Here is a 20,318-nt window from a genome sequence, read left to right as displayed (position 1 = left end):
ATGCCTCAGAGGTATGCCACGCGCGTAGATCGACGGGCCGCGAAAAGGACCGGCGGTCAGTCGGCGACACCGCCCAGGTCGCTGCCCCGCGCACCGGCCGGACCCCACAGCGGCGCCATGCAGCGCTGGTAGGTGGCCTGCCAGTGCGGCCAGTTGCGGGCCACGTCGTCGTCGCACTCGGCCAACAGCCGCTCCACCAGAGCCGGTTCCACACCCTCCAGCAGCCAGGCCAGCGCGTCCGCCGTCCCCGGGCCGTCCGCCGAGCGCAGCAGGTCCATCAGCTCGCCCAGGCCGCCGAGCCGGGAGCCCTCCGGGACCACCCGCTCCATCCGGGGCAGCAACTGGCGCTCCTCGATCCGCAGGTGCGTCTCCAGCCGGGCCGCCAGGTCCTCCATCGCGTACGCCACCGGCCAGGCGCTGCCGGTGTCCCGGCTGGCGATCCGCACCAGCGTGGTGACCCGGGTGAACGAGTGGTCGAGGTTGTGGTGGTCCGCCTCCAGCCAGTTGAGCAGCAGCCGCAGCTCGGGGGCGAAGCGGCGCACGATCGGCCAGATCCGGCTGTCCTGCTGCTCGTGGTGGCAGGTCAGCATCGCGGTCACGAAGCTCCAGTGCCGCAGCAGCGCCTCGCCGGCGTCGTCCTCGCCGGGCTGGAGCAGCCGCAGAGCGTTGGGCAGCCGGGCGAGGTCCCGGCGCAGCGCGGCGTGCACCAGCCGCAGTCCGGCGAAGCGGGCCGTCGCCGGCTCCTCGCCGACGGCCCGCACGGGCACGGCCGCGCCCCGGGTGTCGACCCCGGACCCCGCCTGCTCGGGCACGGAGGGGGACGGCTGGGGCAGTAGATGGATCGGCATGGCACTCTCTTCACGACGTCGTGGGGCGGGCGGGGCCAGCCGGTGGAGCGGCCCCATCCAAGGTGCTCACAGTCGATCAAAAGTGAATCAATGTCCGATTGACGCGCAGGTCACAGGCATGTGCGCGGGGGAAGCCGCGCTGCGCGGGTGCCGCCCCGCGATCGCCCGCCCCGGCCTCCGGACGCTGCCGGAACGCCGTGGGCCCGGGGCACCTGGGTGCCCCGGGCCCACGGCCTGCGGGTCGTCGTACGGCGCGTCGTGCGGACGGCCGCGCGGGTCGTCGTGCGGCTGGGATCAGTCGGCCTCCGGGCCCGCCAGGTTCTTGGTGAGCCACTGCAGCGTGTCCGGGATCATCTTCTTGAAGTCCGAGGTCAGGTGCTTGCCACCGGGCTGCTCGTAGTACTCCAGCGACGCCGGCGGGGCGGCCTTGGCGACCCAGCCCTTGACCAGCTTGGTCTCGTACGGGTTGGCGCCGCCTGCGGTGACCAGCATCTTCACGTCGGACTTGCCCTGGGCGACCAGCACGTCGGGGTTGTTGGCCTGCCGCTCGGCGTCGTGGCCCTTCCACAGCCCCGAGTCGGGAACGTAGTAGCCGTCGATCGGGACGGCGGCCTTGTAGACGTCCGGGTGCTGGAGGGCGAGCTTGGCGCTGCAGAAGCCGCCGGTGGAGGCGCCCATCACGCCCCAGCCGTCGCGGCCCTTCACGGTGCGGAAGTTGGCGCGGACGAAGTCCGGGAGGTCCTGGGACATCCAGGTGCCCATCTTGGGCTGGCCCGGGATGTCGGAGCAGTCCAGCGCGTTGTGCTCGTCGCTGTTGAAGTTCTGCACCGGCATGATCATGATGAACGGGTGGGACTTGCCCGCCTTGACCAGCTGCTCGTTCTCCTCCTGGATCGGCAGCTGGTTGTCGGTCCAGGTGTTGTAGCCGTTGCTCTGGCCGCCCGCGAAGAGGGTGAGCACCGGGAAACCGGTCTTGGCGAACTTGGGGTCGTTGTACTCGGGCGGCAGCCAGACCCAGACCTTGCCGGAGACGCCGGACTTCGCGCCGGTCACCGTGGTCACCATGATCGGACCGGCGGACGTGTCCCGGGCCTTGCTCAGGGTGGCGGCCGGACCGGTGGGCATCAGCACCTTCCCGGTGGCGGCCGCGGGCTCCGCGGTGGTGGGCGCGGGCGTACCGCCGCCACCGGCGCTGGGCGAACCCCCCGTGGCGCCGGTACCGGTCGCACCCGGGGTGCCGGCCGCCTTGGCGCTGTCCCCCTTCCCGCCACCGGAACTCCCGCAGGCCGCCAGCGAGGCGGCCAGGGCGAGCACGGCGGCGCCGGTCAGGACGGCGCGGGAACGGGACGACTGCCTAAGCACGGTGAGGACTCTCCGACCGATGACACGCCCGGTCCGTCTGACCGGGCTGTGGCCCCCCGGTGGGGCCGGACAGGCCGGGGGCGCGGCGCTGGTGCGGTCCCCGGGGTGGCGGCGCGTCCTCCCTCGCGGTGGCGCGCCTTCCTGCGATCTTATGACGTGGACCGGGGTGGCCCGGTTGCGCGGTGGCCACCGGAAATCCAATGTTTGTTCGCGATCAGGTAAAGGCCTTCACCGCTCCCCCCGGTCGGCGGGGGCCGGACGGCGGGGAGCACGGTCCGAGACCTGTCCGGGGGTGCGAATTTTGGGGCCTTCGACCAGTGACGGCAGCCGCCGCATCCGCAACGATCGGCTCACGCCCCGACCGACCCGCGCCCAGCCTAAGCCGAAGCCGAAGCCCACCAGACCCGAGCAGACCCGAGCAGACCCAGGAGAACGCCATGCCCCAGCAGATCGCCGTCGTCACCGGAGCCGGGAGCGGAGTCGGCCGGGCCGTGGCGGCCGAACTGGCCGCGGCCGGCTGGCGGCTGGTGCTGGCCGGCCGGCGGGCCGAGCCGCTGCGGGAGACCGCCCGCCTGGGCGGCACCCCGACCGCGGTGGTGCCGACCGACGTCACCGACCCGGCGGCGGTGGACGCGCTGTTCGCCGGAGCCGTCGAGCGCTTCGGCCGGGTGGACCTGCTGTTCAACAACGCCGGCACCTTCGGCGCGGCCGTGCCGGTGGAGAACCTGGAGGTCGAGGCCTGGCGGGCGGTGGTCGACCTCAACCTGACCGGGGCGTTCCTCTGCGCCCGGGCCGCGTTCCGGCAGATGAAGGCGCAGGACCCGCAGGGCGGCCGGATCATCAACAACGGCTCGATCTCGGCGCACGTCCCGCGCCCGCACTCGATCGCCTACACCGCGACCAAGCACGCGGTCACGGGGCTGACCAAGTCGCTGTCGCTGGACGGCCGCCCGTACCGGATCGCCTGTGGGCAGATCGACATCGGCAACGCGGCGACCGACATGACCGCCGCGATGACCACCGGGGTGCGGCAGGCGGACGGGCGGATCGCGGTCGAGCCGACCATGGACGTGGCCGACGTGGCCCGCACCGTCCGACACATGGCCGAACTGCCGCTGGAGGCCAACGTGCAGTTCGCCACCGTGATGGCGACCGCCATGCCGTACGTCGGGCGGGGCTAGGGCTGCCTGCCGGAGGTCCGCCGTCGGGCTCCCGCCGTCAGTCCGCCACGGACTCGCGCAGTCGCTTCTTGTCCGGCTTGCCCACCGCCGTCAGCGGGATCGCGGCCACGACGTGCAGGGCCTCCGGCGCGTAGATCCGCCCCTTGTGGGCCGTGACGAACGCGCGGACCTCCTCCAGGTCCGGCCGCTGCCCCGACGCGGCGACGACGGCGACGTGGACGTGCTCCGCCTCCTGCGCGTCGCGCACCCCGAAGACCGCGCACTGCGCGATCGCCGGGTGGGTGAGCAGCAGGTCCTCGACCTCGGACGGGTAGACGTGCCCGCCGACCACGATGATCTTGTCCTTGAGCCGGTCGGCCAGGTAGAGGTAGCCGTCCGCGTCGAAGTAGCCGATGTCGCCGGTGTTCAGCCAGCCGTCGCGCAGCACCTCGGCGGTCAGGTCGGGCCGCTTCCAGTACCCGGCCATGACGGTGTCCGAGCGGACGTGGATCTCGCCCTGCTCCCCCGTCGGCAGCTCGGTGCCGTCGGCGGACCGGATCACCACCTCGACGCCCGGGAGGGGGCGGCCGACCGCGATCTGGCCGCCGTGCCCGACCCGGTCGTGCTCGTGCGGGGCGAGCATGCAGATGTTCTGCGCCTCCGACTGCCCGTAGCCGCTCCACAGGACCGGCCCGAACACCTTGAGCGCCTCGCGCACCCGGGTGGGCGAGGCCGCGCAGCCGCCGTACGAGACCCGGCGCAGGCTGGACAGGTCGGCGCGGCCGATCGCCGGGTGGTCGAGCAGCTGGTAGAGCAGCGGCGGCAGCACCCACAGGTCGGTGATGCGTTCGCGCTCGATCGCGGCCAGCACGTCTCCGGGGTCGAAGGAGCGCTGGAGGACCACCGTACCGCCGTTGTGGAGCGTCAGGTCGGAGAAGAGCCCGGCGAGGTGGGCGAGCGAGGTGGCGGCGAGGAAGCGGGGCGCGTCGCTCTCCATGCGGCCGGGGGTGTCGAAGACCTTCCGGTAGGCGCCGTGCAGGCTGCGGATGCCCTTCGGGATTCCGGTGGTCCCGCCGGTGTGCCGGATGCCCCAGTCGTCGTCCGGGCCGACCCGGACGGCCGGCGGCTCGGCGGGCCGGTGGGCGGCGGCGGCGATCACGTCCTCGCCGATCGCATCCGGTCCGGGGCCGAGACGGAGGACGGTCGGCACGTCGATCAGGGGCAGCAACTCGGCGGCCACCGGGTACCGTTCGGCGTCGACGAGCAGGACGGCGGTGTCGACGCTCGTCGCGATCTCGGCCAGGGTCGAAGCGCTCATGCCGTCGTAGAGGTTCACCACCCGCGCACCCGCGAGGCCTGCCGCGTAACGGGCGCTCAGCGCCTCGGCGGTGTTGCCGGCGAGCAGGGTCACGGTGTCGCCGCGCACCACGCCCCGGGCGACGAGCTCGTGGGCGAGGCGGTAGGTGGCGGCGGCGAAGTCGCCGGCGGTGAGTTCGACGCCGTCGGCGGTGGCGATGGCCCGTCGGTCGGGGTCGGCGGCGAGGGACTGAAGAATCAGGGCGGGAGCGCTGACGAACTCCGGTTCGTTCACGGCCACTTCTTCCTCGCGGTTCGCAACCATGTCCCCACCCTAACCCAACCCCATTTCCAGGGCCGGGAGTTATACCCGATGGCGATCACTCGTCGTGCGAGTGGCGGTAGCGGAGCGAGCCGGCGCGGTCGCCGTCCAGCCGGTAGACGCTGGTGGTCGGCCAGTACTCGCCGCTCTCCGCGGCGGGCAGGCGGGCCCGGAGCAGCATCCGCAGTGCGGGCGGCGGGGCGGCGGCGTTGACGCGCTTGCGGTGGCCGTCCCAGCGGCCGCCGCACAGTTCGAGGTCGAGGACGAGGGGGGTGGTTCTCATCCCGCGATCGTGTCAGCGCCGCCTCGCCGGCCGAGGTTTGAACCGGCACGGCCACCCGCACGAGGGACCCCCGTCAGGCCAGGCTGACGGGGGTCCAGGGGCGGCCCGAGGGCGGCCCGGAGGTGTCACGGGCGCGCCGCCCGGGGCCCTACGGCCGCCAGGTGTCGTTCAGGGCGACCAGGCCCGAGGCCGGCGCGGTCGCCGTCCGGTTGGCCCCGGACTCCCAGGTCACCGCGCCGCTCGCGTCCTTGCGGACGTACTTGTACTGGAAGGCCGCGCCGGCCGGCAGCGCGAGCGACAGCGACCAGACCGGGTAGCCGGCCGAGGAGAGCGGCAGCGCCTTGGCCGGGTCCCAGCCGCCGAGCGCGGCGACGTCGCCGACCACGTAGACGTTCTGGCCGTTGACGGTGGTCGCGTTGACGTTGAACGAGGCGCCGGAGCTGCTGGCCGCCCCGCCCGGGACGTACAGCGCGATCGCGTCGCCCGCGCCGACCGTCGCGGTGAACTGCCCGTTGGCGCCCACCTGGTAGGTCGGGCCGGTGCAGCCGCCGCCCGGCTGCGGGTCGCCGTGCTGGACATCGCAGTAGGTGCCGGCCGCGAGCCCGGTCTGGAAGGTCCGGGTGATCGGGCCGCTCTCGTGGTTGAGCGCGACGTAGCCCTTGTTGCCGCGGCCGAAGGCGATCGCGTTGTTGCCGTTGGACCACCAGTTGGTCACGCCGGTGCCCGCGACGGCGTTGCGGAAGCCGACCATGTTGGCGATCTGCCGCCAGGCGTGGGTGCAGTTCCAGCCGTCCTGGTAGCAGGCGTTGACGGTGCCGCCGTTGGGCGGGCCGTCGTCGTTGTTGGTGAAGGCGTAGCCGGAGTAGACGTTGGGCGCGCCGTACGGCGAGGCGAGCAGGAAGACGTTGGCCAGCGTGTAGGTGTTGCCGTAGGTGTAGTTGAGGGTGGAGCCGTTGCGCTCGGTGTCCCAGTTGTCGATGAAGGAGCGAGCCTGCCCGCTCGGCAGGTACCCCCAGGAGGCGCCCCAGCCGGACAGGTTGGCGAGCTTGTCGCTGGTGAACATCCGCTTGAGGTCGGTGCCGACGCGGAACTCGTCGACGTCGCCGGTGCCGGTGTACTCGGTGGGCTGGACCGGCTCGCCGGCGCCGTAGATGACCTCCTGCACCCAGTAGGCCTTGGGGTTGGCCGTCTTCGCCTTGATCGCGGCGAGGTCGCCGGCGGCGATGTGCTTGGCGGCGTCGATCCGGTAGCCGTCGACGCCGAGGGAGCCCAGGTCGTCCAGGTAGCGGGCGATGGTCTGCTGGACGTACGCGCTGCCGGTGTCGAGGTCCGCGAGGTTGACCAGCTCGCAGTTCTGCACGTTGGAGCGGTCCTGGTAGTTGGTGATCGGCTGGCGGCAGGAGTGGAAGTCCTGGTCCTGGTAGGTGCCGGGGTAGGTGTACTTGGTGTACGCGGTGCCGCCGGTGCCGGTGCCGGAGCCGGCCGTCATGTGGTTGACGACGGCGTCGGCGATGACCTTGACCCCGGCGGCGTGGCAGGTGTCGACCATGTTCTTGAAGGACGTCCGGTCGCCGAGCCGCCCGGCGATCCGGTAGCTGACGGGCTGGTAGGAGGTCCACCACTGCGGGCCCTGGATGTGCTCCTGGGGCGGCGAGACCTCGACGAAGCCGTAGCCCTTCGGGCCGAGCGTCGAGGTGCAGGCCTGGGCGACCGAGTCGAAGCGCCACTCGAAGAGGGTGGCGGTGACGTCCTTGCCGTTGTTGGCGGGTGGGGCGGCCTGGGCGGCGGGGGCGCCGAGGGAGGTGGCGAGCGAGAGCGCCAGGGCCGCCGAGGCGGCGAGGGCGCCGGCCGCGCGGGCGGTCCGGCGGGTGGGGGCGGTGGTGACCACGTCGTCTCCTGGGGGGTGGCTGGGGTGGGGGCAGCCGGGGATGAGCTGTGCAGGAAGAGCTATGCAGGAAGTTTCTGTAACTTGCCGGAAACTTGCAGCGCTGAACCTAGGGCCGCCGGGAGAGAGCGTCAAGGGCTCGGGAGGAACGTTTCTGCACCGCCTGGGCCCGGACGCACGACAAGGGCCCGGCAGCCGTAGCCGCCGGGCCCCTCACCTGTCCTGGTTCACCGGGCCCGCGGGGGCCCGGTCCGGACTCAGCCGGTCTGGATGGAGGTGTCGTCGATCACGAAGCTCGTCTGCAGCGAGGCGTCCTCGGTGCCGGTGAACTTCAGGGTGACCGTCTGGCCCGCGTAGGACGAGAGGTCGAAGGTCCGCTGCTGGTAGCCCGCCGCGGCGTCCGCGTTGGAGTACGTCTTCAGCGTGGTCCCGTTCACCGACACGGCCAGCTTGTCGTACGCGGTGCTGCCCGACTCAGCGGTGTCGATGTGCAGCCAGAAGCTCAGCGTCGCCTTGCAGCCCGTCGGGATCGTCACCGTCTGCGCCAGCGTGTCGGTGTGCGAGGAGCCGTAGCCGTTCAGCCACGACTTCCACGAACCACCGTGCGCCGCCTGCGAGGAGCTGTTGTCCACCACGCCGGAGCTGGTCGTCCACGGCGCCGCCGAGCCCGTCTCGAAGCCCGCGTTGCCCAGCAGCTGCGCCGGCGTGCAGGTGCCGCCACCGCCACCGGTCACCGTCCACGTGAAGCTCGCGGTACCCGACTTGCCCGCCGAGTCCTTCACCGTCACCGTCACGTTCGACGAGCCCGCCGTGGTGGCGGTACCGGTGATCGCACCGGTGGAGGCGTTGATCGCCAGCCCGGCCGGCAGACCCGTCGCGCTGTACGACAGCGGCGCGGTACCACCGGAGGCCTTGATCTGGAGGTTCACCGCACCGCCGACCGCCGTGGACTGGTTGCCCGGGCTGGTGACGGTGATGCCGCCGGGGTTGGGCAGCGAGCCGACGTTGACGGCGGCCCAGGCCGTGGCGACCGCGTTGTACTCGGCGCTGTTCGCGCCGTACAGGTCGGTGGCCGCGTTCAGGGTCGCGGTGCGGGCGGCGGCGTAGTTGGTGGTGGAGGTCATGTACGCGGTCAGCGCCTTGTACCAGACCTGCTGGGCCTTGTCCCGGCCGATGCCGCCGACGGTGATGTTGTTGACCGTCGGGCTGTTGTAGCTGACGCCGTTGATCACCTTGGCGCCGCTGCCCTCGGCCAGCAGGTAGAAGAAGTGGTTGGCGACACCGGACGAGTAGTGCACGTCCAGGTTGCCGACGCCCGAGTACCAGGAGTCGGCGGAGGTGCCGTCCTTGGAGGGCTTGTCCATGTAGCGCAGCGGCGTGCCGTTGCCGTTGATGTCGATCAGCTCGCCGATCAGGTAGTCCGGGTTGTCGGCGGGCAGGTTGGCGTAGAACTCGACCATCGAACCGAAGATGTCCGAGGTGGCCTCGTTGAGGCCGCCGGACTCGCCCGAGTAGTTCAGGTTGGCGGTGGCCGAGGTGACGCCGTGGCTCATCTCGTGGCCGGAGACGTCGAGTTCGGTCAGCGGGTGGGTGTCGCCCGAGCCGTCGCCGTAGGTCATGCAGAAGCAGCTGTCGTCCCAGAAGGCGTTGACGTAGCCGGTGTCGTAGTGGGCCCGGCTCATCGCGCCGACGCCGTCGTTGCGGATGCCGTTGCGGCCGAAGGTGTTCTTGTAGAAGTCCCAGGTGGCGGCCGCGCCGAACTGGGCGTCCACGGCGGCGGACTCGCGGTTGCTGGCCTGGCCGTTGCCCCAGGTGTCGCTCGACTTGCTGAACAGCGTGCCGTTGCCGGATGTGCCGTTCTTCATGTCGGTGGTGTACTGGCCGCCGCGGGTGGCGTCCTTCAGCGAGTACGTCGAGCCGCTCTGGGTGGTGGTCAGCGGCACGTTGCCGACGAACACGCCGTTGCCGGAGCCGCGCTTGATGCCGTCGGCCTTGCTGAGCACGTCGCCGGTCGCGGCGTCGGTGACCACGTGCAGCTTGCTCGGGGTGCCGTCGGACTCGCGGCCGGAGACGACGGTCTCCCAGGCGAGCTTCGGGGTGCCGTCGGCGGCCCAGACGACCAGGCGCGGCGCGGTGTCGACGGCGGCGCCCTGCTCGGCGGCGAGCGCGGCGGCCTGGGCCTTCGGCGCGGCCTGGGCCGGCGTGGTGCTGACACCGGCGAGGTTGGCCTCGCTGGCCTTGGTCACGCTCTTGGTGGCGCCCGCGGCGTCCTGGTGGACGATCAGGTCGCCGCCGAGCACCGGGAGTCCGGCGTAGGTGCGCTCGTAGCGCAGGTGGCGGCCGCCGTTGGTGTCCAGGACGACGTCCTTGGTGACCAGCTTCTCCTGGCTGCTCAGGCCCAGGGCCTGGGCGAAGGACGCGGACTGCTGGTTCGCGGAGGCGATCAGCGCGGCCCGGTCCGACTGCTGGGCGGCGACGGCGGACGGGGCGTCGGGCGTCGCGGCCTGCGCGATGACCGGTATGCCGGTCACCAGCAGCGCGGTGGTTGCGGCCATGACAACCGCGGCCTTCCGGGCGTGAGCGTAACGGGACATGCGGACTCCTTTTCCGACCGGCGCGGGTTCGCGCCGGTGGAGAGAAACCTGGGCCGCAGGGTTGCGGCGCAGTGGGGGCCCCCGCCCGGGGTGCGCGACGGGGGTGCGATTGCGGTGCTCACAAGTCGTGGCAGGTTTGGGACGCGCTGCACCTGAACTGGTCAGCCGCACCGGGGGGTGGGGCCCCCTCGTCTGCAGCCGCAGGAATCGTGGCAGCAAACGAGTCGTTAATGACAGATGCATGCCACGGAATGGCCGATTCATTACCGAAACCGTATGCATGACTGTTCATCAGTTGTGTTACCCCTTTGAGAACTCATGAACACGGTTTTCATGATCCGGGGAATGTTCGATCACTTCCGGAAGTCACTGACCAGCACTCAGGGCCCCCGCCCGCACCACCCGGTGGCCGACGGCGCCGGGCGGGCGCGGCACATCACGCTTCCGGCCGTGCCATCGGTGCTTTCCGGCCACCGGGCGGCCAAAACGAAACGGGTCCCGCACCGCCACAACGGCGGTGCGGGACCCGGGGGTTCCGGCGTTCGTCGATCAGCCCTGGACGAACACCGCCACGGTACGGCCCGGCACGGTGAAGGTGCCGGTCACGGCGTCGAAGCCGGACTGCTTCACCACCGCGTCCGCGCCGCCCGCCTGGACCGGGTGCAGGGCCTGGCCCGTCCCCTTCAGGGCCGCCACGGTCTGCGCCTGCGCGGTGGGCGTGGCGTTGAACACCACGGTGACGCCCTTCTCGGCGCCCTTCAGCCCGGTGCCGTCCAGGTGCAGGGTGATCACCCCGGGCGTCTCACCGGGCGTGCCGGAGAGCGGGTAGGACAGCCGCTGCTGGACGGCGGCCAGGGTGGGCAGCGAGAACAGCGGCGAGGACCGCTTGATCCGCAGGAACTCCTGGTACTGCGCGGAGGTCGCGCGGATCTCGGCCGCCCCCACGGTCAGCCGCGGGTTCGCCAGCAGGGACTGCGCGGTCGGCCACATCTCCTTGTTGTCGGCCGCCGGCGGCAGGCCGCGGCCCCAGCCGTTGCCCTGCGACGGGTCCCAGTGGATGGCGTTGAACCAGTCGCCCGAGTCGTAGGAGTTGGCGTCCAGCGACTTGGAGCGCAGCAGGTCGCTGCCGGCCTGGGCGAAGCCCGCGCCCTGGGTGAGCGCGGTGAGCGAGAGCCCGAGCGCCTGCATCCGGGCCCGGTCGGCGGGCGTGGTGCCGGTCGGCAGCTTGTACGCGAGCGCGTCGAACAGGTCGGTGTTGTCGTGGGCGTCCACGTACTCCACCGCCTCGCCCGGCTTGGCCGCGTACCCGGTCGGGGCTCCGTTGTAGTCGACCTGCGCGCCGGTGACGGCCCGGCCCGAGCTGTCGGTGAAGGAGTAGCCGGCCAGGTTGCCGGCCAGTCCGACCTTCAGCTGGTCCATCTGGTGCAGCAGCCGGTCCTTCTGCTCCTGCGGGGTGCCGTTGGCGGGCGAGCCGTTGGGGTCGGTGTACAGGCCCGAGGCGAAGCCCTGCTGCGGGGCGGAGTTCAGCATGAAGTTGCCGCCGCGGGCGGCGTCGCGGAGCCGGTCGTCGAAGGTGGCGATGCCGGTGCCGGCCAGGTTGAGCTGGGTGGCCTGCTCGAACCGGGCGTTGTTCGCGACGACGCCGAAGTTCCAGCCCTCGCCGTAGAGGAAGACGTTCTTCCCGTCGACGCCGTCCGAGGCGGGCGTCATCTTCCGCAGCGCGGCCTGCACGTCCAGCATGGTGGACTTCGGATCCAGGCCCATCAGGTCGAAGCGGAAGCCGTCGACCTTGTACTCGCGGGCCCAGGTGGTCACCGAGTCGACCACGAGCCGGTTCATCATGGCGTGCTCGGGCGCGGTGTCGGCGCAACAGCTGTCCGCGGTGACCTTGCCGTTGTCGTCCAGCCGCTGGTAGTAGCCGGGGACGACCTTGTCCAGCACCGAGTGCTCGGCCTGGCCGCTGGCGGCGGTGTGGTTGTAGACCACGTCCAGCACCACCCGCAGCCCGGCCTCGTGCATCGCCTGCACCATCCGCCGGAATTCGACGGTGCGCGCCACCCCGGTCGGCTCAGTGGCGTACGACCCCTCCGGCACGGTGTAGTGCAACGGGTCGTAGCCCCAGTTGTACGCGTCGTCGGCGGCGACGGCCGCCACGCATTCCTGCTGCTTCGGGCCGTCCGGGGGCAGGGACTTGAGGTCGCAGGCCGGCAGCTTCTGGTCGGCCCGGTTCTCCCGGATGGTGGCGATGTCGAAGGTCGGCAGCAGGTGGACGGTGGTCACCCCGGCCTGGGCGAGCTCCCGCAGGTGCCGCATGCCGGCCGACTGCGACTCGGTGAACGCCAGGTAGGTGCCGCGCTCGGCGGCCGGGACGGTGGTGTCCTCCACCGAGAAGTCCCGGACGTGCAGTTCCTGGATCTGCTGCCGCGCCGGCGGGACGGCCTCGGGGACGTTCTGCTCCTCCCAGCCCGCGGGCTTGAGCTCCTTGGCGGCGAGGTCGGCGACCAGGCTGCGCCTGGAGTCGGTGGACAGCGCGACCGAGTACGGGTCGGTGACGGTGTTGACCACCACCTGCTGGACGGAGGGCGCCCAGACCTTCACCTGGTACAGGTAGTACTTGCCGTCCAACTCGCCCTTGTCGCGGACGACTTCCCAGACGCCGGTCTCGTCGTCCAGCTTCAGCGGCAGCGTCTTCGGGGTGCCGCCGGTCGCGCCGTCGAAGACCTGGACGGACACCTCCTGCGCGGTCGGCGCCCACACCGACAGCGCCACCTTGCCGTTGTAGTAGGCCGGGCCGAAGTCCACCCGGCCGGTGCGGCGCGCGTAGAGGTCGTCCAGCACGCCGGGGGTCTGCACGCCGGTGGCGGCCAGCACGGCGCCGCTGGGCAGGTGTTCGGTGAACAGCAGCTGGCTGCGCAGCGCGGCCGGGACGCGCGCGGTGTCCCGGGCGTCCACGGTGAAGGCCCGGTAGCCCGCCAGGTGCGGGAACGCGGCCTTCTGCGCCGCGGTCAGGCCGCCCTGGGCGGCGTTGAGCCGGATCCACCGGCCGGGCTTGGTCAGCACGCCCTTGTCGGCGCGGATGCCGCCCTCCGGGTCGTACACCAGCTGGGCGCTGGTGCCGCCGGCCAGGGCCGCGTCGCCCGCGCCGTAGGCCGCCGGGACGACGACGGTCCTGGCGTCGATCCACTGGGCCTTGGCGGTGCCGAGGTCCACCTGCGCGGAGGCGGCGGCGTTCTGCGGCAGCAGGTGGCCCTCGCGGCCACCGAGCAGCCACACCTCGCGGCCGTCGACGGCGAGGTCCAGGGACTGGTCGGTGGGCAGGTCCTTGTCGTTGCCCTTGTGCAGGATGTAGCTGAGGCTGGTCGCGCCGGGGGCCAGCGGCACCTCGAAGACGGCGCCGAAGGCGTCGCGGCGCACCGGCATCAGCGGCTTGCCCCAGTCGGTGGGGGTGGCGGCGCCGGTCCAGTCGTGCAGGCCCCAGCCGTCGTAGTCGCCGTCGGCCCGGTTGTAGTGGAGGACGGCGGTGTTGGCGGGCTGGGTGTTCGCCGGGCCCGGGTCGGCGGTGCGCACGGCCGGGTCGCCCTGCCGGAGCCAGACCTCGCCGGTGGCGCCGACGTCGACGTGGCGGTCGGCGTCGACGTCCTTGACGCCGTTCTTCTCGACGACGAACCCGACGTCCGAGGCGCCGGGCTTGAGCTTCACGTAGGCGAAGGCGCCGTACGCGTCCCGGCCGGTGAAGGCGTGCCCGGCGGGCCACGGGGTGGCCTCGCCGTCGGCGAGGTCGCCCCAGGCGTAGAGGTTCCAGCCGTCGTAGTCGCCGTCCGGACGGTTGTAGTGCACGACGGCGTACGGGCGGGCGCCGGCGGTGGGCACCGGCTTGGGCGCGGGGGCGCCGGTGGTGAAGCTCGCGGTGGCGGAGCGCAGCCGGCCGCTGGAGTCCTGGACGACGGCCTTGTAGCGGACGACCGTGCCGGGGGCGGTGGCGCTCAGGTCCTGGGTGACCAGGTTCCTCCCGGTGTCGGCGGTGCCCAGGGTCTGCCAGGGCCCGGTGCCGATCTGGGCGGCGAAGGTCACGCGGTTGAAGCCGCCGCCGGTCGTGGCGCCGACGGTGACGGTGCCGCTCGAACCGTCGGCCGGAGGCTGCACGGAGAGCTGCGGCGCCGCCGTGGTGGGTGCGAGGACTGCGCCCGCCTTGAACACCACCGAGGAGAGCGCCGGCACGGTCACGGTGACCTTGCGGTCGGCGCCGGAGGTCGCTTTCCCGCCCGTTGCCGGGTAGATCCGGTCGAAGCCCATCCCGGCGGAGAAGGTGTCGAGGGTGACGGTCTTCGCCTCGGCGGCGTTGTTGACCGCCACCAGGTACTCGGTCCGCTGCCCGGCGTCGATCCGGGAGAAGGCGTACACGCCCGCGCCGTCGGCGGCGTAGCGCTCGATCTGGGCGCCGTCGGCGAGCGCCGGGTTGTCGCGGCGCAGCTTGGCCAGCGCGGCGACGTCCTGGTAGAGCGCGCCGCCCTGCCCGTACCGGTCGGCCGGGCCGGAGGGGCCGCCGAGCACCCGGTCGCCGTTGTAGGAGGGCGTCTTCGAGGCGAACATGTCCTGCCGGGCGTCCTGGTCGCCGCCCGCACCGGTGAAGCCCTGCTCGTCGCCGTAGTAGACGACGGGCTGGCCGCGGGTGAGGAACTGGAGCTCGTTGCCGAGCCGGTCCTTCTTCAGCAGGGTGGCCTCGTCGGCGCCCGGGTTGTCGGCGAGCAGGAAGGAGCCGAACCGGCCCATGTCGTGGTTGCCGAGGAAGGTCGGCAGCTCGTACGCGTCGGTGTCGGCGGTGGTGTAGCGGTAGTCCTGGCCGTAGACGTCGGCGAGGTTCTTCGCCGAGCCGCCCTGGGAGACGTAGCTGCGGGCGGCGCCCTGGAACGGGAAGTCCAGGGTGGCCTGGAGCTTGCCCTTGGTGACGTACGGCGAGGTGATCGCCGGGTCGCCGGAGTAGACCTCGCCGAACATGAAGAACTTCTTGTTGCCCTGCTTGGCGGCGAAGTCCTTGAGCGCGGGCGCCCACTGCTGCCAGAACGCCATGTTGACGTGCTTGACGGTGTCGATCCGGAAGCCGTCCACGCCGGCGTCCTTGACCCACTGCTGGTAGACCTTCTCGAAGCCCTTCACCACCCGGGGGTTCTGGGTGTCGAGGTCGTCCAGGCCGCTGAAGTCGCCCTCGGTGGCGGACTCGCCGACGAAGGTCGAGTCACCGCGGTTGTGGTAGAGCGCGGGATCGTTGAGCCAGGACGGGGTCTTGGCCGTGGCGTCGGCGGGCTTGCGGAAGACCGGGGTGTAGGGGAAGGAGTCCTTGGTGAGCCGCGGCCAGGGCGCGCCCGCGCCCGCGCCCGCGTCGGCGATCGCGGTCTCGTCGACGGGGTTGCCGTCGGCGTCGAGGGTCGGGTAGGCGCCGACGGAGCGGTAGCCGTGCTGCTGTTCGGCGGCGTCGATGACGTCGGCGGTGTGGTTGGTGATGACGTCGAAGAAGACCTTGATGCCGCGGGCGTGGGCCTTGGCTATCAGGTCCTTGAGCTGGTCGTTGGTGCCGAAGTGCGGGTCGACCTGGGTGAAGTCGGTGATCCAGTAGCCGTGGTAACCGGCCGAGGCCTGGTCGCCGCTGCCCTGGACCGGCTTGTTCCTGAAGATCGGGGCCATCCAGATCGCGGTGGTGCCGAGGTTCTGGATGTAGTCGAGCCGCTGGATCAGGCCGGCCAGGTCGCCGCCGTGGTAGAAGCCCTTGTCGGCCGGGTCGAAGCCGTGGTCCAGCCGGCCTCCGGTGATGCCCCCCGTGTCGTTGGCGGGGTCGCCGTCGGCGAAGCGGTCGGGCAGGACGAAGTAGAACTGCTCGCGGGTGAGGTCGTGCCGCCCTGCGGTGGCCGCCAGGGTGGCGTCCGAGGGCGGGGCCGGCGGGGCGGCGGCGAGGGCCGCGGGCGCGCTGCCGAGGGTGGCGGCGGTCAGTGCGGCGGCCAGCAGGACGGCCGTGCGGCCGGGTCTGCGTCGGGGGGTGCTCCGCCGGGGGCGGAGCCGGACATCGGCCACTGAGGGTCTCCCTTAGGGGAAGGGGTGAGCGAGTTCCCTGGAAGCTAGCGGCCTGCAATATGTTTCAGCAAGATGCAGAAACCGTTTCGTTCCGGGAAACTCCAGGCCAGGACCGTTGCCGCCACCCCGATTACGCCCTTCGAGCGGTCGGCGTAACAATGGGACGTATGCCTGTCCCGCCGGTAAGCACCAGACCCGACCGCACCCCCTACCCCGGTGGGAGCCGCCCCCTAGCCCTCAAGGGGGACAGCCGGTGAAGAATCCACTGCCAGGGGATGACTGGACGGCGACGGGACGTCTGGCAGACTTCTCGTCCATGGGGGAACCGACCAAGATCCAGCACGGCCGCGAACAGCGCGCCGAAGCGGCGCGTGGTGACGGTTCCGGAGCACGGCCGGCCTCCTCGGGACGCCTGCCCGACGGAGCCGCCCGCGCCACTCAGTCCCGTATCGCCGCACTGCGCGGCCGCATCCGCGACCAGCGGCGCTCACCGGCCCGGCCGAAGATCTGGTTCGAACTGGCCCTGATCGGGATCAGCTACTGGATCTACTCGATCATCCGCAACGCCGTCCCGGAACAGGCCTCGATAGCCCAGAAGCACGCGCGCTGGATCTGGGACCTGGAGCAGTCGCTGGGCATCGCCGTCGAGCGTTCGATCAACCACGCCGCGAACAGCGTCGGGTGGCTCATCACCGGGATGAACTACTACTACGCGACCCTGCACTTCGTCGTGACGATCGGCGTGCTGGTCTGGCTCTACCGCCGCCACCCCGGCCGCTACGTCGCCGCCCGCACCGTGCTGTTCGCCACCACCGCGATCGCCCTGATCGGCTTCTTCTTCTTCCCGCTCGCACCGCCCCGGCTGATGACCGACGGCGGCTTCATCGACACCGTGAAGGTGCACGGCACCTGGGGCTCGATGGCCTCCGGGCCCGCCGCGCACGTGTCCAACCAGTACGCGGCGATGCCCTCGATGCACATCGGCTGGTCGATGTGGTGCGGGCTGGCCATCTTCTACCTGGCCCGCCGGACGTGGGTCCGGGTGCTCGGCCTGCTCTACCCGCTGGCCACCCTGGCGGTGATCGTCTCGACCGCCAACCACTTCTGGATGGACGCCGTCGGCGGCGAGCTCTGCCTGGCCGTGGGCTTCCTCACCGCCCGCTGGCTGTACCACTCCTGGGTCTACAAACTGCCCCAGGTGCCCGCCCGGGAGGCGGCGGAGGAGCCGATCACCGTCCCCGAGCAGTGGAGCGAACCCGCGGCGACCGGCGCCCGCCGGTAGAGCTGCCGGACCCGGACGAACCGAAGGGGCCCCACCCGGGGCCCCTTTCGCGTGCCCGAGCCTCGGCCGCCGGCCTCAGCCGCCGTAGAACAGCCGCTCCACCACCGCCCGGGCCCGCCGGGTGGTCCGCCGGTAGTCGTCCACCAGCTCGCCGCTGTGCCCGGCGCCGTACCCGAGGTAGCGGGCCACCCCGGCCAGCTCCCGGGCCTCCCCGGGGAAGCTGTCGCCGGGCCGCCCGCGCACCAGCATCACCGCCGAGCGCACCCGGGAGGCCAGCACCCAGGCCGCGTCCAGCACCTGCGCGTCCGAGCGCCCGACCAGCCCGGCTTCGGCGGCGGCCGCCAGCGCGGCCCTGGTCCGGGTGGTGCGCAGGGCCGGCAGCTCGTGCCCGTGCTGGAGCTGGAGCAGTTGCACCGTCCACTCCACGTCGGCCAGCCCGCCGCGGCCGATCTTGGTGTGCGTGGTCGGGTCGGCGCCGCGCGGCAGCCGCTCGGCCTCGATCCGCGCCTTGATCCGGCGGATCTCCACCAGGTCCCGCTCCGGCACCCCGACGCCGGGGTAGCGCAGCGGGTCGATCAGCTGCCGGAACCGCGCGCCCAGCTCCTCGTCCCCGGCCACCGGCTCGGCGCGCAGCAGCGCCTGGCTCTCCCAGGCGTGCGACCAGCGCCGGTAGTACGCCGCGTACGAGGCGAGGGTGCGCACCAGCGGGCCGCTGCGCCCCTCCGGCCGCAGGTCGGCGTCGACCAGCAGCGGCGGCTCGGTGGACGGCGCACCGAGCAGGGTCCGCAGCTCGTTGCAGACCGCCTGGGCGGCCCGGGCGGCGTCCTGCTCCAGCGAGCCGAGCAGCGGCTCGTGGACGAAGAGCACGTCGGCGTCCGAGCCGTAGCCCAGCTCGTGGCCGCCGAACCGGCCCATCGCGATCACCGCGATCCGGGTCGGCAGGTCGCCGTGCTCGGCCTCCCAGCCGGCCGTGCAGGCGCGCAGCGCGCCCTGGAGGGTGGCGGCGTTGAGCGCGGTCAGCGCCTCCCCCGCGGTGTCCAGCGCCTCGGCCGGGTCCTCGCCGAGGCGGCCGAGGACGTCCGCGGCGGCGGTCCGGAACAGCTCCCGGCGGCGCACCGAGCGGGCGGCGGCGACGGCCGCGGCGGTGGATCCGGCCCGGCCGACGGCGGCCAGTATCTCCTGCTCCAGGGCGGCCCGGCCGCGCGGCGCCAGGCCCTGCGGGTCGCCCAGCATGGCGACCGCCTCGGGGGCGCGCAGCAGCAGGTCGGGGGCGAGCCGGCCGGCCGACAGCACCCGGGCCAGCTGCTCGGCGGCGGCGCTCTCGTCGCGCAGCAGCCGCAGGTACCAGGGGGTGCGGCCGAGCGCGTCGGAGACCTGGCGGAAGTTGAGCAGCCCGGCGTCCGGATCGGCCGAGTCGGCGAACCAGCCGAGCAGCACCGGCAGCAGGGTGCGCTGGATCGCGGCCTTGCGGCTCACCCCGGAGGCGAGCGCGCTGAGGTGGCGCAGCGCGGCGGCCGGGTCCGCGTAGCCCAGCGCCTCCAGCCGGGCCCGGGCCGCGTCCGGGGTCAACCCGGCCGCGCCCGGCGGCAGTTCGGCGACGGCGTCGAGCAGCGGCCGGTAGAACAGCTTCTCGTGCAGCCGCCGGACCTCGACCGCGTGCCGCTTCCACTCGCGCTGCAGCGCGGCCACCGGGTCGGAGCGGGTGTCGTCGTTGATCAGCGCGGCCAGCGAGCGGGCCAGCCGGCGCAGGTCCTCCGCGCCGGTGGGCATCAGGTGGGTGCGGCGCAGCCGGTAGAGCTGGATCCGGTGCTCCAGGGAGCGCAGGAAGCGGTAGGCGGTGTCCAGCGAGACGGCGTCCGCCCGGCCGACGTACCCGCCGCGGGAGAGCGCGGCCAGCGCCTCCAGGGTGTTGCCGCTGCGCAGCGCCGGGTCGGTGCGGCCGTGCACCAGCTGGAGCAGCTGGACGGAGAACTCGACGTCGCGCAGCCCGCCGGGGCCGAGCTTGAGCTGGCGGTCCAGTTCGGTGGCGGGGATCGAGTCGATCACCCGGCGGCGCATCTGCTGCACGTCGGTGACGAAGTTGTCCCGGGCGGCGGCCTGCCAGACCATCGGGGCCAGCGCCTCCAGGTAGGCGGCGCCGAGTTCGGCGTCCCCGGCGACGGGGCGGGCCTTGAGCAGCGCCTGGAACTCCCAGGTCTTGGCCCAGCGCTGGTAGTAGGCGAGGTGGCTGGCCAGGGTGCGCACCAGCGGGCCGTTGCGGCCCTCGGGGCGCAGGTTGGCGTCCACCGGCCAGATGGTGCCCTCGCCGGTGGTGTCCGAGCAGAGCCGGGTGAGGGCGGCGGCGAGCCGGGTGGCGGCCTTGACGGCCTCGTGCTCGTCCACGCCCTCGCGCGGCTCGGCGACGAAGATGACGTCCACGTCGGAGACGTAGTTGAGTTCGCGGCCGCCGCACTTGCCCATGCCGATCACGGCGAGCCGGCAGGCCCGGGCGGCGTCCTGGTCCTGCTCGGCGGCGAGGTCCAGGGCGGTCTGCAGGGTGGCGCCGGCCAGGTCGGCGAGTTCGGCGGCGGTCTGCGCGAGGTCGGTGGTGCCGGTGAGGTCGCGGGCGGCGATGGCGAGCAGGCAGCGGCGGTAGGCGACGCGCAGCGCGTCCGCCGGGCTGCGGCCGCCCTCCCGGCCGCGCCGGACGCCCTCGGCGAGCGCGCGGCGGAAGTCCTCCGGGCCGGGGTGCATGTCGCGCAGCTCGAAGGTGACCAGCATGTGCCAGTCGTGCGGGTGCCGGGCCAGGTGGTCGGCGAGCGCGGTGGAGACGCCGAGCACGCCGAGCAGCCGGTCGCGCAGCGGCTTGGAGGTGGTGAGGGTGTCGCGCAGGGTGCGCCGTTCGGCCTCGTCGGCGGCCTCCAGCAGCCGGGCCAGGCCGAGCAGGGCGAGGTCGGGGTCGGCGGTGGCGCCGAGCGCGTCCAGCAGCACGGGGTCGTCGGCCAGGCCTTCCAGGCCGGGGCCCGCCAGCAGCCGCACCGCCTGCGCCGGGTCGGTGAACCCGCGCCTGACCAGCCTGATCTCCGGCCGGCTGACCCGGCTCCCGGCCCGCTGCTCGTCCACCGCCATGGCCCCTCCATCCGTCCGCCCCAGCAGGTTACGCGCCCTGACGGCCCGGCGCCGGACACGACCGCCGGACACGACCGCCTGACGGCCCGGCGCCGCGCGCCGCGCCGCCCGTCCG

General features: G+C 72.6%; 10 protein-coding genes. 2 read left to right on the top strand and 8 right to left on the bottom strand.

The genetic code is table 11. The features are described from left to right. Positions 1–56 precede the first annotated feature (56 nt). On the bottom strand, positions 57–848 hold the full coding sequence (locus tag AB0O82_RS06825; protein WP_363580900.1) for a hemerythrin domain-containing protein: 792 nt from the start codon (positions 846–848) through the stop codon (positions 57–59). A 294-nt stretch (positions 849–1,142) separates the two neighbouring features. Beyond that, entirely contained in the window at positions 1,143–2,210 is a 1,068-nt protein-coding gene (locus AB0O82_RS06820; RefSeq protein ID WP_363580898.1) for an alpha/beta hydrolase-fold protein, read from the bottom strand. Positions 2,211–2,647: 437 nt separating this feature from the next. Between AB0O82_RS06820 and AB0O82_RS06815 the strand changes: the two genes are divergently transcribed. Beyond that, complete coding sequence (locus tag AB0O82_RS06815; protein WP_363580896.1) at positions 2,648–3,391, top strand: SDR family oxidoreductase; 744 nt, start codon at positions 2,648–2,650, stop codon at positions 3,389–3,391. Between the two features lie 37 nt (positions 3,392–3,428). Here AB0O82_RS06815 and AB0O82_RS06810 read toward each other — a convergent pair whose 3' ends face one another. The 5 genes from AB0O82_RS06810 to pulA form a co-directional block, all read right to left on the bottom strand. Further along, a complete protein-coding gene (locus AB0O82_RS06810; RefSeq protein ID WP_363580894.1) occupies positions 3,429–4,991 on the bottom strand; it encodes an AMP-binding protein in 1,563 nt (520 codons plus the stop codon). A gap of 55 nt (positions 4,992–5,046) precedes the next feature. After that, complete coding sequence (locus tag AB0O82_RS06805; RefSeq protein ID WP_363580892.1) at positions 5,047–5,271, bottom strand: hypothetical protein; 225 nt, start codon at positions 5,269–5,271, stop codon at positions 5,047–5,049. A gap of 148 nt (positions 5,272–5,419) precedes the next feature. Further along, entirely contained in the window at positions 5,420–7,159 is a 1,740-nt protein-coding gene (locus tag AB0O82_RS06800) for a carbohydrate-binding module family 20 domain-containing protein (protein ID WP_363580890.1), read from the bottom strand. Positions 7,160–7,413: 254 nt separating this feature from the next. Next, positions 7,414–9,750, bottom strand: coding sequence for a M4 family metallopeptidase (locus AB0O82_RS06795; RefSeq protein WP_363580888.1), 2,337 nt, complete (start codon positions 9,748–9,750; stop codon positions 7,414–7,416). Between the two features lie 549 nt (positions 9,751–10,299). Beyond that, positions 10,300–15,813, bottom strand: a complete 5,514-nt coding sequence (gene pulA, locus AB0O82_RS06790; RefSeq protein WP_363580886.1) for a pullulanase-type alpha-1,6-glucosidase — start codon at positions 15,811–15,813, stop codon at positions 10,300–10,302. Between the two features lie 316 nt (positions 15,814–16,129). Here pulA and AB0O82_RS06785 point away from each other — a divergent pair, with 316 nt between their 5' ends. Beyond that, complete coding sequence (locus tag AB0O82_RS06785; protein ID WP_363580884.1) at positions 16,130–17,095, top strand: phosphatase PAP2 family protein; 966 nt, start codon at positions 16,130–16,132, stop codon at positions 17,093–17,095. Positions 17,096–17,170: 75 nt separating this feature from the next. Here the strand turns inward: AB0O82_RS06785 and AB0O82_RS06780 are convergent, their stop codons facing one another. After that, positions 17,171–20,203: a bifunctional [glutamine synthetase] adenylyltransferase/[glutamine synthetase]-adenylyl-L-tyrosine phosphorylase gene (locus tag AB0O82_RS06780; protein WP_363580882.1), complete on the bottom strand. Its 3,033-nt coding sequence runs from the start codon at positions 20,201–20,203 to the stop codon at positions 17,171–17,173. Positions 20,204–20,318 lie beyond the last annotated feature (115 nt).

The sequence above is a fragment of the Kitasatospora sp. NPDC088264 genome (assembly GCF_040685715.1).
GTDB lineage: Bacteria > Actinomycetota > Actinomycetes > Streptomycetales > Streptomycetaceae > Kitasatospora.
Note: the sequence above shows the minus strand (reverse complement) of the source record. Positions and strands in the feature narration are given on the sequence as shown.

Excerpts from the sequence above, each read along its gene's own strand:
- AB0O82_RS06825 (WP_363580900.1), bottom strand. The coding sequence starts at position 848 with ATGCCGATCCATCTACTGCCCCAGCCGTCCCCCTCCGTGCCCGAGCAG.
- AB0O82_RS06815 (WP_363580896.1), top strand. The coding sequence starts at position 2,648 with ATGCCCCAGCAGATCGCCGTCGTCACCGGAGCCGGGAGCGGAGTCGGC.
- AB0O82_RS06810 (WP_363580894.1), bottom strand. The coding sequence starts at position 4,991 with ATGGTTGCGAACCGCGAGGAAGAAGTGGCCGTGAACGAACCGGAGTTC.
- AB0O82_RS06805 (WP_363580892.1), bottom strand. The coding sequence starts at position 5,271 with ATGAGAACCACCCCCCTCGTCCTCGACCTCGAACTGTGCGGCGGCCGC.
- AB0O82_RS06795 (WP_363580888.1), bottom strand. The coding sequence starts at position 9,750 with ATGTCCCGTTACGCTCACGCCCGGAAGGCCGCGGTTGTCATGGCCGCA.
- AB0O82_RS06785 (WP_363580884.1), top strand. The coding sequence starts at position 16,130 with ATGGGGGAACCGACCAAGATCCAGCACGGCCGCGAACAGCGCGCCGAA.
- AB0O82_RS06780 (WP_363580882.1), bottom strand. The coding sequence starts at position 20,203 with ATGGCGGTGGACGAGCAGCGGGCCGGGAGCCGGGTCAGCCGGCCGGAG.